18 protein-coding genes are annotated in these 14,924 nt (G+C 63.0%); 5 read left to right on the forward strand and 13 right to left on the reverse strand.

The genetic code is table 11. From position 1 onward, the window contains the following. The first annotated feature begins 3 nt into the window (after positions 1-3). From IQ25_RS00295 to IQ25_RS21275, 3 genes are read left to right on the forward strand one after another with little or no spacing between them, the layout of a single operon-like run. The gene (locus IQ25_RS00295) at positions 4-429 is read left to right on the forward strand and encodes a thermonuclease family protein (protein ID WP_144901140.1); all 426 of its coding nucleotides are present in this window, start codon (positions 4-6) and stop codon (positions 427-429) included. Beyond that, complete coding sequence (locus IQ25_RS00300) at positions 426-731, forward strand: DUF5818 domain-containing protein (protein WP_144901142.1); 306 nt, start codon at positions 426-428, stop codon at positions 729-731. Before IQ25_RS00295 ends, IQ25_RS00300 begins: the two co-directional genes overlap by 4 nt. Then, positions 731-928 carry a DUF6961 family protein gene (locus IQ25_RS21275; RefSeq protein WP_144901144.1) on the forward strand — a complete coding sequence of 66 codons (198 nt, stop codon included), beginning with the start codon at positions 731-733 and terminating at the stop codon, positions 926-928. Before IQ25_RS00300 ends, IQ25_RS21275 begins: the two co-directional genes overlap by 1 nt. A 23-nt stretch (positions 929-951) precedes the next feature. Here the strand turns inward: IQ25_RS21275 and IQ25_RS00310 are convergent, their stop codons facing one another. From IQ25_RS00310 to IQ25_RS00325, 4 genes are all read right to left on the reverse strand, one after another. Beyond that, complete coding sequence (locus tag IQ25_RS00310) at positions 952-1,191, reverse strand: hypothetical protein (protein ID WP_144901146.1); 240 nt, start codon at positions 1,189-1,191, stop codon at positions 952-954. A 70-nt stretch (positions 1,192-1,261) separates the two neighbouring features. Continuing rightward, on the reverse strand, positions 1,262-4,189 hold the full coding sequence (gene mobF / locus IQ25_RS00315; RefSeq protein ID WP_144901148.1) for a MobF family relaxase: 2,928 nt from the start codon (positions 4,187-4,189) through the stop codon (positions 1,262-1,264). Positions 4,190-4,226: 37 nt separating this feature from the next. After that, the gene (locus tag IQ25_RS00320) at positions 4,227-6,623 is read right to left on the reverse strand and encodes a type IV secretion system DNA-binding domain-containing protein (protein ID WP_144901150.1); all 2,397 of its coding nucleotides are present in this window, start codon (positions 6,621-6,623) and stop codon (positions 4,227-4,229) included. Continuing rightward, positions 6,613-6,945, reverse strand: a complete 333-nt coding sequence (locus IQ25_RS00325) for a hypothetical protein (RefSeq protein ID WP_066554166.1) — start codon at positions 6,943-6,945, stop codon at positions 6,613-6,615. Before IQ25_RS00325 ends, IQ25_RS00320 begins: the two co-directional genes overlap by 11 nt. 441 nt (positions 6,946-7,386) lie before the next feature. Between IQ25_RS00325 and IQ25_RS00330 the strand changes: the two genes are divergently transcribed. After that, a complete protein-coding gene (locus IQ25_RS00330) occupies positions 7,387-7,581 on the forward strand; it encodes a hypothetical protein (protein WP_144903008.1) in 195 nt (64 codons plus the stop codon). Between the two features lie 102 nt (positions 7,582-7,683). On the opposite strand, the gene IQ25_RS00335 is transcribed toward IQ25_RS00330, so the two are convergent. Beyond that, complete coding sequence (locus IQ25_RS00335; protein WP_144901152.1) at positions 7,684-7,920, reverse strand: hypothetical protein; 237 nt, start codon at positions 7,918-7,920, stop codon at positions 7,684-7,686. 323 nt (positions 7,921-8,243) lie between these two features. Between IQ25_RS00335 and IQ25_RS21280 the strand changes: the two genes are divergently transcribed. Beyond that, positions 8,244-8,474, forward strand: a complete 231-nt coding sequence (locus tag IQ25_RS21280) for a DUF6437 family protein (protein ID WP_007688360.1) — start codon at positions 8,244-8,246, stop codon at positions 8,472-8,474. 115 nt (positions 8,475-8,589) lie between these two features. On the opposite strand, the gene IQ25_RS00345 is transcribed toward IQ25_RS21280, so the two are convergent. From IQ25_RS00345 to IQ25_RS00380, 8 genes are all read right to left on the reverse strand, one after another. Then, positions 8,590-8,979, reverse strand: coding sequence for a single-stranded DNA-binding protein (locus IQ25_RS00345; RefSeq protein WP_007688363.1), 390 nt, complete (start codon positions 8,977-8,979; stop codon positions 8,590-8,592). Between the two features lie 360 nt (positions 8,980-9,339). After that, complete coding sequence (locus IQ25_RS00350) at positions 9,340-9,768, reverse strand: DUF6915 family protein (protein ID WP_144901156.1); 429 nt, start codon at positions 9,766-9,768, stop codon at positions 9,340-9,342. A 10-nt stretch (positions 9,769-9,778) separates the two neighbouring features. Next, positions 9,779-10,240 carry a DUF6878 family protein gene (locus tag IQ25_RS00355; RefSeq protein WP_144901158.1) on the reverse strand — a complete coding sequence of 154 codons (462 nt, stop codon included), beginning with the start codon at positions 10,238-10,240 and terminating at the stop codon, positions 9,779-9,781. Between the two features lie 122 nt (positions 10,241-10,362). Next, positions 10,363-11,316: a DUF2493 domain-containing protein gene (locus tag IQ25_RS00360; protein ID WP_144901160.1), complete on the reverse strand. Its 954-nt coding sequence runs from the start codon at positions 11,314-11,316 to the stop codon at positions 10,363-10,365. A 300-nt stretch (positions 11,317-11,616) separates the two neighbouring features. Then, positions 11,617-12,039, reverse strand: coding sequence for a hypothetical protein (locus tag IQ25_RS00365; RefSeq protein WP_144901162.1), 423 nt, complete (start codon positions 12,037-12,039; stop codon positions 11,617-11,619). 11 nt (positions 12,040-12,050) lie between these two features. After that, on the reverse strand, positions 12,051-12,347 hold the full coding sequence (locus IQ25_RS00370; protein ID WP_144901164.1) for a zincin-like metallopeptidase domain-containing protein: 297 nt from the start codon (positions 12,345-12,347) through the stop codon (positions 12,051-12,053). Then, entirely contained in the window at positions 12,344-13,246 is a 903-nt protein-coding gene (locus IQ25_RS00375; protein WP_079731419.1) for an ArdC family protein, read from the reverse strand. The genes IQ25_RS00370 and IQ25_RS00375 overlap by 4 nt, the downstream gene beginning before the upstream one ends. Positions 13,247-13,390: 144 nt before the next feature. After that, positions 13,391-14,920, reverse strand: a complete 1,530-nt coding sequence (locus IQ25_RS00380) for a DHA2 family efflux MFS transporter permease subunit (protein WP_073974073.1) — start codon at positions 14,918-14,920, stop codon at positions 13,391-13,393. Between the last annotated feature and the right edge of the window lie 4 nt (positions 14,921-14,924).

Raw genomic sequence — 14,924 nt, forward strand, 5'->3', positions numbered from 1 at the left:
CTGATGCTTGGCCTCCTTGCCGCTTCGATCGTCGCTTCCGGGCAGACATTTAACTGCACGCCCACTCATGTCTGGGATGGTGATGGTCCAGTCTGGTGTGCGGAAGGCCCTCACCTGAGGATCGCGGGCATCGCGGCCCGGGAAATGGACGGCACCTGCCGCACCAATCAGCCTTGCCCCGATGCCACCGCAATTGAGGCGCGCGATGCGCTGGTACGGCTGATGGGCGGCGCGAAGGGAACAATTTCGACCGGTCATGTGGTGGTCAGAGGTCCGCGGCTGACATGCCGATCCGAGGGGGCCGCTGGCGGAAACAGGACCGCTGCCTGGTGCCGTCTGCCGTCAGGTGCTGATCTGTCATGCGCCATGATCAAGACCGGCACGGTCCTGCGCTGGGATCGCTACTGGAAAGGCCCGGCTTGCCGGTGAGCAGCACCACGCATCTGACCGGCTTCGTCGAATGGTCGGCCAACGGACCGGTGCTGCGAACTGACGGTGGCGGGACTTGGGAACTCGACAACACCCGCCAGGTACGGAAATTCATCGGCGCCCGCGTCGAAGTGGTCGGGGAGCGTTCAGGGTTCAACGGATTTGCCTGCGACCAGATATGGCCTGCTGGAAAGCCTCGACCGACTGCATTCAAACTCCGGCTCGAATTCCTCCTTGCCGCTGCCTTCGTCGCCTATGGTCTCTACGCGACGGTCGGCGCGGCCATCAGCGCGCTCGGCTGATGCTCAGCGATTGGGAGCTCTGGGCCTGCGCCAACCATGTCCTGCAAACTCATGGCGACAAGGCACCCTTGTACGTCGCCGAGCAGATTGGGGCGCTCGCACTTGCTGGCGACGAGGCGGGCATTCGGACATGGCAGGCTATCGCCGAGCGGATTATCCAGCTGAGCTCCAACGCCCCGGACCGGCCACTACAGTAACCCTCCTCGATAAGACTACCAGTTCATCTGATCGGCGACAGATCGCCCGTAAACAGACACGATTGCGCGCCCGGGCCGCCATGGCTGTCGCCTTCGATGGTGAAGCCGCGCATGCGTTCGACCAAATGGCGAGCCAGATCGACCCTGGCGCTGCGCTGGGCGCGCGGATCATCGGAATTGAGACGGACAAGCGTGTGCTCCGGCGCAACGGCCAGTGCGACTTCGAGATGGGTAAGGAGGATATCATCGGAGATTCGGGGCATGGGTCAATGAGAACAAATAAAGAACTTCGCGTCAACCGGCCATGTGCGGACGCATGAGGACAGTGGGACGCTAGATGCCGATCTCGAACGGCTTGGTGATCGACCGGTCAAGTTCTGGCGGCGTGCGTTCCGGTGCAGGATCGACACGATCTTTGGCCTGCCCTTTGGCTGCCGCATCGCGGAGGAGATCGACCGTTTCCAACGCCGAGCGCTTCATGCCGGCATTGCGTTCGACCGCCGCTTCAAGCTTGCCAGCATTGTCGACATAGAGGGTCAGGCCATCGCGCAGCCGTGTGACTGTCACCAGGAACGTCTGCTGGTTGGCCAGATAACGCTCGCGGCTGTCCATCACCGCAATGCCGCGATCGGAGGTCAGCCCCTGCGCCATATGGGCATTGAGCGCATAAGCAAGATCGAGACGTCGCAGCATCGGGTCGCCCTGCTCGAGCCTGTGCTCTGCGCCCAAGGATGTCTTCACCACGACAGCGTCTTTGTCGACTGCGACAATCCGGGCCTGGTCGGCATTGAGCAGGCCCCGCTGGTGATCGGTCTCGGTCCACCGGATCTTGTCACCGGTGTAAATGTCGAGGGCGCGGACTTCGAACAGACGCAGCGGATCCTGCTCACCTTGCGGCCTGATCTGACCGGGACGAAACTCGAACTGGCGGCCACGCGCGTTCTCCAGCGTGACCCGCTCGCGCGCCACATCGGTTCCGACCACCCGGTATTCGCCTGCTGCAAGGCCCTGGCTGCGCTGACGCCGCGCGACATCGACCACCATGCCGGGGGCATAAGTGCTCGCATAGCGCAGCTCCTCGCGGGTTACATTGACGCGGGACTGGGTTTGGAGCCGCATGGTGTCAGGACCAAGCTCGCCGCTGGATTTGAGGCCGGTCTGCACCGCATCGTTCACGGCGCTGCGCAGGTTTCGGCCTGAGGCATAGATTGCGGTTGCCTCGCGCTCGGCTGTCGACAGGGACAGCCAGGCTGCGGCAGCTTCGACAGCAGCATCATTCCCAACCTCAATCACCTGCGGTGCCAAATGGCGCATGGCATCGTCGATGCGCCCTTCTTGCGCCGCTTGCTGTGCCATTCGAAGGCCTTCTGCCCGTGCGCGGAGATTAGTGTTCATGACGGCCGTCTCAATCCCGGCCTGCTGCATCACATCGAACGGCTTTCCAGCATCGACTGCACCGAGCTGCTTGCGGTCCCCGATGCTAGCAAAGCGGCCGAGTTCCAGCAGGTTTGCCAGCCGAACAAGCTTCTCCTTGTCGGCATTGCCGACCATTGATGCCTCATCGAGCAGCACGACGGTGCCGCGCATGTCGGCCCGCGCCTCGGCGAGACGGTCCGCATCGGCCCCTTCAAGGAGATCGCGGTGCCGGGCGAGGAACCGCGACACTGTCATCGAGGCAATACCCGTGTCGCGCTCGAGCATCTGGACCAGCGTGTTCTGCACCGCGAGCCCGAGCACGGCTCTGCCCTCCTCGCGCAGGATATCGGCGACGGGTTTGAGGACCGTGCTCTTGCCTGCGCCCGCGACGCCCTGGATCGCGACGATGCGGTTGTTCGAGCCAAGCAGCAAACGCCCTGCCCCTTCCTGTCCGGCGTTCAAGGTCAGCCCGTATTTGATCTGGGACAGGGCCTGCAGACGGGACCCGGCAAGGTCGGGAGAAACAATCGCCGGCGCAGCGCCGCGCCCGTCTTCAACCCCGGCGATGATGCGTTGTTCGAGACTGATGGCATCGCGTGTCGTCAGCAGTTCCCGGTCGGCGCCCCTGCCCTTCTCCAGATGCCCTTGGCGGAGAAGCTGGTCGACGCGGTGCTCGATGTCAGCGAGCGAAGTCGGGAGCGCAAAGCCAAGCGCTGCACGGTAGATTTCGGCCCGGCTGAAGGCCGCCTCCCGCTCGCCCAGATGCCGCACAGCCGAGGCGACTGCATGAATTGCGGCGACCTGCTCGACACTGTGATTGCTCAGCCGGGCAGGTATCAGTGGGTCACCTTCGCGCAGGCCAAGGCGCTCGGCAAAGGAGGTTGCAAGGTCCTGAACATTGCGGACAAGCGCGCGCATGGTTGGCCTCAAGCCGGTCACATTGCCAAGTTCCTGCGCACTGCGAGCATTGGCTCTGGCAATCACCGTGGCGGGATCAAAGCCCAGCCTCGCGGACGCTTCCTGCCACTGCTGCGTCAGCGCATCGCGATCTTCGATCCGCCCCTTGTCGGCCCGGGTCATCAAGGTTGCAGCATCAAGAACGCCTGGCCCTGAGAAGTTCATCTGGGCGGCCGCTTCCAGGATTTCCGCTCGCCGGGAACTGAAGGCATCCCGGACCGCCTTGGGCACACCGACGGCCTCGAAATTGCCGTGCTTGCCGAACTCACCGACCTCGTAGCCGAGCTTCTCGACACTCAGACGAAACCGCGCCATCGTCATGGCATTGAGCAAGGTATTGTGCTGCCAGAGCTTGTCATTGCGCAGCGCCCGCCATTTGCCGTCGGCCCCTCTAGTCACATTGGCAATGACGGCATGGAAGTGGGCGTTGGGCTCCTGGTTGCGATTGGTATCGTGCTGGAACAGCGCGATCGCAAGGTTGCCGGTCTGGACGGTACGCTCCTTTCCGCGAACCTCCATCCGGGTCTCGGCAAGGTTCGTTTCGGCCCAGCGCAGGGTTTCCCGGACGGCCGACGCATAGGCATCGAGGATCCGTTTGTCGCCGCCGACCAGAGCAAGGACCGACCAGCTTTTCGGCATCGAAAAGGTGAGGTCGGTCCCCGCCCGGTGCGCCCGGTTGTCACTGCCGACGCGGCTACCATCGGGCAGCAGTCCCTTAAGGACCGCCTCGAATTGCCGTGCGTCGACGGAACCAGTAAGCCCGAGCGCGGCAGCGCCCTTCCCCAGCCATTCACCCGAGCGATCGGCATCCGCTCGCGTGTAGTAATTGTCGGCAGCGAAGTAGTTGGCCGCGCCGCCGGCGGTGCGGACATTGGCTACCGACAGCATCGATCGGTCCCCCACGCCAAGGCAGTCAGCGACATGCTCACATCTCCATGTCACCAAGATCGGGACCAGTGATCGGCGGAGGCTCGTGCTCCCGCAAACCATCCTCGATCATCAGCTTGCGCGCGGCGGCATCGCTGGAGCCTTGGCTCTTCGGGTTGCCCGGCTTGCCCTCTTGCAGCGCCTTCGCGTCGGGCGTGCCGGGCCGAGCAGCGCCCTTTGCAGCAGCCGACTGATCCCGCGCCGCTGCGGCTTCGCCTGTCGGGAGAAGTGGGCGGGCGGAAGGTCCAGCCTTTCGCGGCGGAGCATCGGTTCTGGTATTCGACCGGTCCGTCTTGGCCTTGCCCGACTTGTCTTGCCCGGAACGAGTTGCCGGTTCTCGCTCCTTCGACGTCTTGCCGGGTGTGCGTTCCACTGCTCGCCCAAGATCCTTGGCAGGCGCTTCAGGCTCCTTTTTCGAGGCAGCTCGCGCACCCTGGTCGAAGGCGAGCTCGCCCTGCTTCGGGACGACCGGCTTGCCGGCGCCGTCGTCGTTCGACGAGGGATGCTCGCCGCCTTTCGGCGCTGCCTTCTGCTCTGCCTGCTCCGCCGCCGGATGGATCTCCGTGACCCTTGCCTTCGGGCTGTCCTTGACCCTGGCGATGAAGGTTTCCGCCCGCTTGGGTCGGTCGACGGGCTTCAGCTTGATCGGTGCGGCGGGAAAGCCATCAGGGAACTTGATGTACCCCGACAGGCGCGGAAGGTTCATCAGCTGGTCGGGCAGCAAGAGCGGCTCGATGTGCTTGCGCGGGGTGAGGCTGACCGCATCGCGGGCATTGTTGTAGCCATAGGTGTAGCCCTCTTCCATGTCCCTGACCTGGCGATGGCCGATGAAGTCGGAACACCAGGTGGCCGTCTCGCGGTCGGCGGTTCCAAGGATCAGTTTGGTCCGGGCGAGCGATGCCAGCGTCATTGCCATGTTCTCGCCGTAGACCTCCTTGAGCTTGGCATAGGCGTGAAGGCCAAGGACAATCGCGCCGCCGAAATTGCGCGCTGTCTGCAAGCCTTTCTCGAGCGCCGGCAGGCGGTGCAATGCACCCAGCTCATCGACGAAGAACCAGCACTTGAGATCGCGGGTGCGAGGCATCGTCATCAGCGTATTCATGGCGGTATCGAGCCAGAGCGTGAGCAGCTGCGCGCAGACGCTCATGTCGACATAGCGAGCCGAAATGAACAGGATCGAGCATTCGCCTCTGGCGCTAGCGGTCCCGTCCTCGATCCATTGGCGAACCGAGAAACGAGGTCCGGCAGTGGGCAGCAGCTTGAGCGCCTTGGCGTTCACGTTGAAGACGGCACGGATCGATTCCGCCATGCGTGCGGCTTCCGGCGCGGTCAGCGGATCGGCGATCGTTCCGCGCATCATGGCATGAACGCGCGAGAGGTCCGCGGTCATCAGCTCCCGCGCCAGGGCGTCGTTGGTCGCTCTGCCTTCGGCCACAAGTTTGAGGCAGAATTCGACGAACAGCGCGCGGGCAGCGATCACCCAGAACTGGGCTTCTCCGCCCCCGTCATGGGGGACGAGGGCGTCCGCGGCGGCCCAGAACTCACCTTCGGAGCGGCATTCGTCAAACAGGCTCCACTGGGGGCAGCGCGCATCGAGCGGGTTCAGAATGATGTCGCAATGGGCAGCATGGAAGTGCTCGATAAAGGCCCCGGTCAGATCGAAGACCACGCAGCGCTGACCCTTGGCTCTTGCTTCCGCGATCATGTCGGAGATCGCCACGGTCTTGCCCATACCGGTAGTGCCAATGAGCATCGCATGGCTTTGTTCGAGCCGCCAGGGATAGGAGACCGTTGCGATGTGCGATGGCCGATACGGAAAGACCCGGGCGATCTCTCGCGGCAGACTGAGGCGCCATTTCCAGCCCAGCGCGGTATCAAGCTCACGGGTGCGCTCGCGCCGGTTGTGTGCGGTCAATTCATCGACGAGTTCGGGGAGCGTAACGAGCATCGCGCCGCGCTCATGCTTGCGCTCTTTGGAGCGGCCACCGAACCGCTCGGCGAACCAGTAGAAGATGGCAAAAGCGGGGACCAGCAGGAAACCGGACCGCCACAAGGCACTGGTCAGAAGCGCCATCAGCTTCTCCCACGCATCGTCCACCGGGGGGTAGTGGTCGAGCTGGGCAATCGGAAACTGGATGGTCGCGCCAAAGGCGGTTTCCAAGGTGATCCGTTTGGCGGGGTCGAACTCCATGAAGCCGTAGATGGCAGCGTAGATCCGCATCCAAACGAGATAGACTTCGTGATCGGTGAGGCCTGCCGAAATGGTCCACCATGAGGTCCATGAGATCACGAGCGCGGCGACAATCAATGGGCCCTTGAGACCCGCCGCGAACATGAAGCTGAAGTGTCCGAGCAGCTGGCTGCCACGCGTGAAGTTGACGAGATTACGCTTCATCGGAGCCTCCTTCGCCAGCAGCTGTGGAAAGACCGAGTTCCTTGCATTTGCGCACGTAAGCCTGGTGAGCCCGACCGCGCAGCGCGTGGTCGGGGTGGCCCGCCAGCAGCGCATCAACCCCGACCATGAGGAACACCGAGCGACGGGAAATGCGTTCAATGGAAGCGTCGAGCCGCGAGGCAAGCTCGTCCTCGGTGCAGGCATTGGCGAGCAAGGCGCGAACCCACTCGCTCATGCTGATCCCCTTGGCCTTGGCAGCCCTGCGGATCAGCGAGCTGAGCTCGCTGGAGATGTAAACCTGGAGACAGATTGGCCGTGTCATGCACGGACTCCTTTTGGTCAGGAGCCCGGTTCACACTGCGAAAGGCGGAAGTGAAGCTAAGTCAGATTTAAGAACATGTCAAGAACATATAGGACTGCGGAATTCCGCCATTCTCGGCCTCGCCTTGGTCAAATCCACGTAACTCCCCTGGCCCCCGTCACTTTTGACGGAGAAGCTGCCATTTCACAAAATTCGATCTATTCCTCTGAAACTGAGTATTTTTTCTGCCCGTCTTTACAGCGACCAGTCGCGTAGGGTGTGCTCCTAAGTCCCCAGCTGCGAGGACAAGAACCAGCCATTGAGCCTGTAACGGATGATGCAGTTTGCCATCCCCATTCTATGGGGCGCCGGGCAGGTTGCCGGGCCCTCGGATCCCGATAGGCACAGACGGTATCTATGCCTATGATGCAGGCACAAATGCGGGCAGCAAGGAAGCGCGGCATTGGCCAGGTCACATTGAGTGCGACACCGAAGCGCAATGGTTTCCAGGCAACGGTCACTTACCCGAACGGGGTGTCGATCAGTTCCTCCGAGGCTTTCCCGACACAGGCAGAAGCCATTGAGGCCGCGGCGTTGAAGGTTCTGGGTATGCCGGAGCGGCTCGCCGATCTCGACCGTCCCGATACCCCCGACTGACGCCGTCGACCCGCCTCCCCGTACCGGCCGAGGGATGCCGGAACGGTCTGCGAGCAAAAAGAAAGGAGGAAGCCCTGACGGACTTCCTCCCAAACCGGCGGGTCAGAATTCATCGCTGAGACGGCCCGGCACGGTGTCGATGACACGGTCCAGCATGGCCTTGGGCAAGGCGCCGTAATCTCCTTCATCGACCGCGATATAGCCTGCCTCGTCATCGGGCAGGACGTACTGTGTGAAGTAGCTGTGAAGGGACCGGGCATGGGCCTGATCCAGGGCAGCAACGAAGGCTGCCTGATCGGCGGCGGGACCAGCAGCGGCAATGTTCAGTGAAGCGTACATGATCTTTCCTCCTGATGTTCGATGCGTCGCATCAGGAGCTGCGAAGGATGTGGGTGACGGGCTGGGTCAGGGACCGCGATAGCGGCCGCGAAGCGGCGATGGGGGCAACGATTTTTGCCGGGCTTGCCCGGTAAAAATGGTGGGGCCCCGTCGTCCTTGACGCAGCCCCAAAGCCCGCATCACACTTGGTCTTTCTGCGAGAGAGACCTCTCCAACGCCTGCGCAGTAGCGCAACGCCTGCCCCACAAACCATTTTCCTACATGCGCCCGCAGTGCCAAGATCGGGAGCGGAGGGGACCAACGGCCAGCAAGAAGGAAGCACTATGGCCAGGTCCAAGCCTACTGCACGAGATGCCTTGAAGAAGTTGCGTGAACAGCGTGCCCAACTCGAGAACGAGGAGGCACGTCTCCGCGAAGAAGCAGCGACCGAACTCGGAAAGCTGCTGATCGAGTGCGGCGCGGAGACGATCGAACCGGCACAGTTGCGCCAGATCGTTCGCGCATCGATGGCGCTCGGGATCGAGGAAACACTGAAGCGAATTGCTCCCGCGTAAAGTCCGCTCCGCGGCGGCAAGGGGTTCGATGCCCCGCGCCGCCGCATAGCCCCAGAGCAAAAGAAAAGGCCCCGATGGCGTGTGCCACCGGGGCCTTCTCATGAGGCAAGGACATTCAGTCCTCATCGATATCGGGAGCGCCCTCGTTGCTGCCCGAACGGCCTTTGGTGAGGAAGTCGACCTTGTCGGCGATGATCTCGCAGCCGTAGCGCTTGGTGCCGCTCTGATCCTCCCACTGGGTGTAGTGGATGCGACCTTCGACCGTCACGAGCTGGCCCTTGGTGCAATACTTGGCGACATTCTGGCCCAGGCCGTTGAAGCAGGTGATGCGATGGAATTCGCTGTCCTTGGCGGTGTAGCCGTTTTCGTCCTTGTAGGTCTTGCCATCCTTGCGGGCGGGACGGTCGGTCACGACCGAGATCGATGTGATGCTGGTTCCACCCTGGGTGGTGCGGGTTTCGGGGTCGCGAGCGATGCGGCCAACGAGGATAACGAGATTGGTCATGGGCTTTCTCCTGATCGAGCAATCCGGGGCCATCCCGGCTGCAAAACCCGAGCAGAAGCGCCCCGCGGCGAAGCGCACCGAAGGGAAACCCGGAACTGGTTCGGGTGGTGCGGGCAGTCGGGCACGCAGCATCGCGCCGAAAAGTGGGAACCGGTTTTCGGCACCAGCGATGCGCAAAATCGTGCCCGGCAACTCGGTCGGACCTGATCCGGGTTGCGCGTCTCGACGGGGGGTGATTCAGGGACAGGTTTGCATCGAAGCCGGGTGGAGCTGGATGCCTTGAACAGGTTTGCCCTGCCCCGTTTCCCTCCGGTCCTGGCCGGATCATCCATGCCCGACCTTCCACCGGAGAACCCCATTCTAGATCACGGTACTAACCGCTCCTCCAACCGATGGCTCATTCCTGGACGAAACTGCTTCGCCGGGGAGAGGCATATCGATCGTCACCCCTTCAGCGCCGTCCAGAGGGTTGCCTCGAAGCATCCAGGTCTGCGGCGTGATCAAGCGCGCCCAGTCCGCAAAGGAGGGGATCGAGCCCAGGTCTTCGCGTACGTGCTGTTCGCCGACCAGACGCACCGGAACGACCCGGCCATCGGCATTGACGAGGGTCTCGCCGAACAGGGTTTCGAGCATGAATATCCCCTCGGCATGGTGCCGCAGCGCGCGGTGCCGTTGGTCTGCCAGGATTGCCTTGGACTGGTCGAACCACTGGTGAAGCGGGAGATAGTCATCGACCGTGCCGCCCCATTTCCGGACCGACGAGAGAGCGTGGTAGTAGCAGTGCGCCATGCTTGATCTCCTAGAGCTCGGTCGAATGATCATCGGTGGCGATGAAGCGCAGACTGCAGTCGAGCACGAAAGTCGCCTCAGCCACATCAATCACCAGTTCGCCGCAGGCACCGTCGTTGATCTCCCAGCCAGGATGGTGACGTTCGAGCGCCAGGTAGGTCAGCTGTTCGAGTGCCCGCCCGAGTGATTGCGGCTCTCTGGAACCGGTACGATCAACGCTGTCTGCTTCGCCTTCCAAGAGGGTCACATCCGGGCACGGGATCCCCGCGCCGGCTGCATCGAGGCATGCACATTCTTCAACGGCACCGCTGTCGCCGCAGCCATCAAAGCGGATCTCGACACGGGCGATGCCGGCATCCTGCAAGCGCGGAAGAATGGCGACCTTGAGCTGCTGAACCTCTTCCGCAACCTGCATCTGCCGCTCGGCCTGGCGAACGGCAAAGTCGGCCATCACGGCCTCGATATCGATCATGGAATACCTCCTGTAGAAAGGAGCCATCGACCATTCGCTGGCTCCAAACCACAGGCGCGCGCCTTTCCACTGACGGACGACGCCAGCGCCGACCCGGCGCTGGCGCGAGGACCGGCATGACCTCAGTCAGTGCCTGCCGAAGTGCTCTTCGGATTGGTGCCGAGGGGCCCGCGCCGATCGACCACGGTGATCCGCCGGGCCTTGGCTTCGATGACCAGACGTTCGAGCACGCCATTGCCTGGAAAGGCGATGACGTAGCGCGGATCGAGGGAGAGCATACGCTCGTTGCGCTTGAACCCAGCACGAGCGCCCAGCCGCATGTCGAGCGAGAACGTGACCTGCGGGATGCCGCGCCGTTCGGCCCAGCTCGATGCCAGGCGGTCGACGCCCTTGGTGTCGCCGCCATGGATGAGCACCATGTCGGGTACGCGGTCGCGGACCTTGTCGAGCGTTGCCCAGACGTTGTTGCCGAAGGTCAGTGCATCGTCCTCGGTCGCATGACGGGTGCGCCCGCCAGCGAAAACGACAGGGGTTCCTTCGGGCACCGCCGCACGGCGCTTGGCCTCGGCACGGGCGCGCAGGAAGTCGCGCCCTTCGACGAGTGCGGAAGTCAGCATGACGCTGTGATTGAAGCGAGAACTGGAGACCGGCTTCCAGGAGGAACCGAACTCGTTGAGGTAAAGGGCTGCCGCCACTTCGCGCATCTCCTCGAGCGCCAGCATCGCACTTTCGGCGCATTGCGCCCGCTCGACCTGGGTCTCCAGGTCATGGGTGTGGACCTCGGATCCATCGACCGTAGCAATCAGCGCGCGGACCTCGTCGGTCGCCCGGTCAAGGGCCGTCGATTTGCGTTCGGCGGAGCGGTGAAAGATGTTGACGAAGGCCCAGCCAAGATCTTCGGCGTCGGCTTCAAGCGCGGTCCCGGACACCATGGCGAAAAGATCGGACCAGACCGCTTCGAGAGTTTGGACGACCGCCTCCCGGACCGGGAAATCGTTGGTCGATAGGGGAGCGGGTCCAATCGAGAAGCCGGCAAGATCGAGCCCGGCGAGTTGATCGGCAAATGACGTGTGCATGGGGAAGTCCTCCTGACTGGCGTGAGGCCGACGCACCCGTTCATGGCTGCGCCAGCGAGAGCCCGTCAGGGCCAGCTTCAGGCAGGATTGTGCACCCGTAAGGGGGAACCCGTCTTGGCGGGCTGGCGCGGGCAGGCCTTGAGCCCGAAGGGCCAAGGCCAACACGGGCCCGCCCAAGCCGGGTTGCGCAAGACTGGCGGCTGGCCCAGGGCCTCTCTCGCATGGCGACAGACCATGAGCGGCTGGCAAAGTGCAGTCAGGGATGGCCACCCAGCGCCGCGACGAACCAACTCGCAGGCCTCAAGCTGCGCGCTTGGTGTAGATCCCCTCGCCGTTCGACATGTGCCCGAGGCAATCGTAGTCGCCAAACAAGGCATCGAAACGGGATGCGATCGGGGACAGCCAGCGCTGTGCCCGCGGTGAGCGGGCCGTGCGCCAATCGGCGTCCCAATAGGCCCCGTCATCGCGTTGGGCGATCCAGACGGCCACCAGCCCGCCGTAGACCGATACACCGAAATCTGCGTAGGCATTGCGCATGAGGATCCGGTCCTCCCTTCCTCGCCAGCCGTCATGCGGGATCAGCGAAGGGAAGGCTTTGGCGGCCCGCTCGCACAGATGGTCACGCAGCCATTCATACTCGAATTCCCAATCGTCTTCGGCTTCGACCTCAAGCACTGTGAAGGCGACGATTGCGCCGCTGGGATAGCTGACCGATCGGCCCATGATATCCTCCCTCAGGCCGCGAGCGCAGCGTCGTCTGACGCGTCGTCGAACTGCGCGAGGGTGACCCTGCCGCCGAGCTTCAGCAGCAGGCTCGCGGCTTCTTCGGCCTTGGCTGCAGCGGTCAGGATGGCGCGGTCATCGTCTTTCAGAAGCTTGAGCCAATGCTCGATATAGCTTGCGTGGCTGTCGAGGTGCGTGACCGGCAGCCCCAGCTCGGCGCCGAGCATGGCGCTCGAAAGTTCGGCTACATATCCTGACAGTCCAGCCCCAATCTGACTTCCGACGCCAATTTTCCGGACGCGCGTCATGCCGCCAGCTCCTCGGGCTGGGGTTGCTGGGCGTGCATCCAGTCGGCTGCGGCCTGTGCCTTGCTGGCGGCGGTGAAGATGGCGCGAGGGTCGTCCTTCAGCACGCGCAACCACGATGCCACGTATGCGGCATGATCGGCGCGCGGATGGTGGGCGATCCCGAGGTCGGCGAGCACGAACGAAGCTGTCAGTTCGGCGCAGATCTCCTCGATCGCCAGACTGTCGCGCTTGAACCTCTCGGCAAAATTGCGGTCGAGCCTGTGCTTTGCGCCCGTAGCGTGGCCGGCTTCGTGCAGAAGGGTGCCCATCTGCGCCGATGGATCCCGAAACGAGGCAAAGATCGGCATGAAGATGTGATCAAGATCGATCCGGTAGTGCGCATCGTAGGCGCCTTCGGTGATCGGAATCTTCAGAGCCGCGACGAATGCCTCGGCATGTTCGAACCGCTCGCTCTCGGGCAATACCGCGACAGGAGCGGGCTCATAGCCCTCGACCTGTGCGAGGTTGAACACGGTGAAGGCCCGGGCGAACATGCGGCCGGGGCCGGCTTCGCCGTCGTCATGATCGTCATCGGCGCGCGATGCGGCCTGCTTCCAGAACACGACGGTGGTTCCGCGCTCACCCTTGCGGACCTGTCCGCCAAGAGCTGCCCACTGGCGATAGGTCCCCCAAAGACCACTGGAATAGCTGCTGGCTTCAGCGGCAATCCAGAGCGCCAGCACATTGACACCGCGATAGCGACGGCGGGAGGTGACGTTCTGCGGCCTCGTCGTGGCAGCGCCATCATGGTGCCAAGGCATGCGCCAGTCGCCGGCACCGGCTTCGATGGCAGAGACAATCTCGGTGGTGATGCGCGAATAGACGTCGGCTCGCGGCGTCGCAGGGTGGGATCGGGACATGGCGGGTCTCCATGGCGGGCGGAGGGAAACTCTCTTCCGCTCCTTCAGCCCGTCACCCGCTACACGCCTCCTCTACCTCTCCCGCCCCGCCTGAGGCGGGGCGAATGCTGCTTGGATGAACCAGCGCTCATGAATGGCGGCGCGTCAATGCCCGATCGGCATCCCGCCAGTCTTCGCGGGCCGCGGGGCAAGCCAGATAAGACACGCGGCAAAGATAAGGATTGCGGTGGTCGCCCAAAAAGTGTGGATGAGCGCCATGGTTGTCGCTTCCAGGTCAACCATATTGCTGAGCACCTGCCGCACCTGGTCAGGCGGGAAGCCGAGTCCCGCAAGGCTTGCCTGCGCCGCTTCCGGCTGCAGGACTGCGACCGCGTCGCTACGCGCGAGGCGCTGGGTATCACCCCAGTAGGAAAGTGTGATCGAGGTCGCCACGGCGGTCGCAATCGTGCGCATGAAGCTTTGAAGGCCGGCAGCCGATGCCACCTCGTTCTCATCAACCGTGTTGAGCGTCAAGGTCATGAGCGGGAGCATCATGAAGGTGACGCCGAGTCCCTGAACGAACTGCGGCAGACTGAGGGTCCAGAAGTCCGAATCCGTCGTCCAGGTCGTGCGCAGAAGGGCCATCGCTGCGATCCAGGCAACGCCGCCTGAAACGAGGAGGCGCGGGTCGTGACGGCTCATCAGATAGGCCACAAGCGGCGCGGTGATCAGTCCGCCCATGGCCGAAAACGATGAGGACAGACCGGCGGCGGTCGCCGGAAATCCGAGCCAGGCCTGCTGCCATTGGGGAACAATGACAAATCCCGCAAAGTATCCTGCGAAGGCGAGCGACAGCACCGTTAGGGCAACGCTGAACCCCCGGTGCCTGAGGACTCGAAGATCGACGATCGGGTGATCCTCGCCCAACTCCCAGATCACGAACACAACGAAGCCGACACATGATGCAATCGACAGCGCCACGATCATCGGGTCGGCAAACCAGTCGTGGTTGCGACCAAGGTCGAGCACCAGTTGCAGGCAGCCGACCCAGAGTATCAGCAAGGCGAGGCCGACAAAGTCGATGGGTAGTATCTGCCGCTCGGTCTCGATCGGCCTGAGCAGAGAAAATCCTACGACGATGCACAAAATTGCAACAGGGATGTTGATCAGGAATATCCAATGCCAGGAATAATTTTCGGTGAGATAGCCGCCGATCATCGGGCCAAGAGCAGGTCCCATCAGCAGTGTAACAGCCCATAGTCCCATCGCCATATTGCGCTTCTCGGGCGGGAACACGCTGAGCAGCAGGGTTTGCGACATCGGCATCAAGAAAGCGCCGAAGATTCCCTGACCGATCCGGCTTGCCACGAGCATGCCCAAGGTCACCGAAATGCCGCAGAGAAAGGAGCAGATGCCAAACCCGACCATGCTGAACAGGAAGGTGCGCACCGACCCGAAGCGACCGGCGATCCATCCGGTCAAGGGGACGCAGATCGCCTCGGCGACCGCATAGGAGGTGATGATCCAGGCGCCTTGTTCGAGCGTGATACCGAGATTGCCCGCGACGTGCGGAATCGAGACGTTGGCGATGGTCAGGTCGAGGATGACCATGAAATTGGCCAAAGCCAGCACCAGGCCTGCGACCATTTGCCGCGACGGGGAGATCCCCGCGCTTGGGGGTGAGGGTTCGCTCATTGCA

The organism is Novosphingobium taihuense, assembly GCF_007830315.1.
Taxonomy (GTDB): Bacteria; Pseudomonadota; Alphaproteobacteria; order Sphingomonadales; family Sphingomonadaceae; genus Novosphingobium; species Novosphingobium taihuense.

Excerpts from the sequence above, each read along its gene's own strand:
- IQ25_RS00295 (WP_144901140.1), top strand. The coding sequence starts at position 4 with ATGCTTGGCCTCCTTGCCGCTTCGATCGTCGCTTCCGGGCAGACATTT.
- IQ25_RS21275 (WP_144901144.1), top strand. The coding sequence starts at position 731 with ATGCTCAGCGATTGGGAGCTCTGGGCCTGCGCCAACCATGTCCTGCAA.
- IQ25_RS00310 (WP_144901146.1), bottom strand. The coding sequence starts at position 1,191 with ATGCCCCGAATCTCCGATGATATCCTCCTTACCCATCTCGAAGTCGCA.
- mobF (WP_144901148.1), bottom strand. The coding sequence starts at position 4,189 with ATGCTGTCGGTAGCCAATGTCCGCACCGCCGGCGGCGCGGCCAACTAC.
- IQ25_RS00320 (WP_144901150.1), bottom strand. The coding sequence starts at position 6,623 with ATGAAGCGTAATCTCGTCAACTTCACGCGTGGCAGCCAGCTGCTCGGA.
- IQ25_RS00325 (WP_066554166.1), bottom strand. The coding sequence starts at position 6,945 with ATGACACGGCCAATCTGTCTCCAGGTTTACATCTCCAGCGAGCTCAGC.
- IQ25_RS00335 (WP_144901152.1), bottom strand. The coding sequence starts at position 7,920 with ATGTACGCTTCACTGAACATTGCCGCTGCTGGTCCCGCCGCCGATCAG.
- IQ25_RS21280 (WP_007688360.1), top strand. The coding sequence starts at position 8,244 with ATGGCCAGGTCCAAGCCTACTGCACGAGATGCCTTGAAGAAGTTGCGT.
- IQ25_RS00345 (WP_007688363.1), bottom strand. The coding sequence starts at position 8,979 with ATGACCAATCTCGTTATCCTCGTTGGCCGCATCGCTCGCGACCCCGAA.
- IQ25_RS00350 (WP_144901156.1), bottom strand. The coding sequence starts at position 9,768 with ATGGCGCACTGCTACTACCACGCTCTCTCGTCGGTCCGGAAATGGGGC.
- IQ25_RS00355 (WP_144901158.1), bottom strand. The coding sequence starts at position 10,240 with ATGATCGATATCGAGGCCGTGATGGCCGACTTTGCCGTTCGCCAGGCC.
- IQ25_RS00360 (WP_144901160.1), bottom strand. The coding sequence starts at position 11,316 with ATGCACACGTCATTTGCCGATCAACTCGCCGGGCTCGATCTTGCCGGC.
- IQ25_RS00365 (WP_144901162.1), bottom strand. The coding sequence starts at position 12,039 with ATGGGCCGATCGGTCAGCTATCCCAGCGGCGCAATCGTCGCCTTCACA.
- IQ25_RS00370 (WP_144901164.1), bottom strand. The coding sequence starts at position 12,347 with ATGACGCGCGTCCGGAAAATTGGCGTCGGAAGTCAGATTGGGGCTGGA.
- IQ25_RS00375 (WP_079731419.1), bottom strand. The coding sequence starts at position 13,246 with ATGTCCCGATCCCACCCTGCGACGCCGCGAGCCGACGTCTATTCGCGC.
- IQ25_RS00380 (WP_073974073.1), bottom strand. The coding sequence starts at position 14,920 with ATGAGCGAACCCTCACCCCCAAGCGCGGGGATCTCCCCGTCGCGGCAA.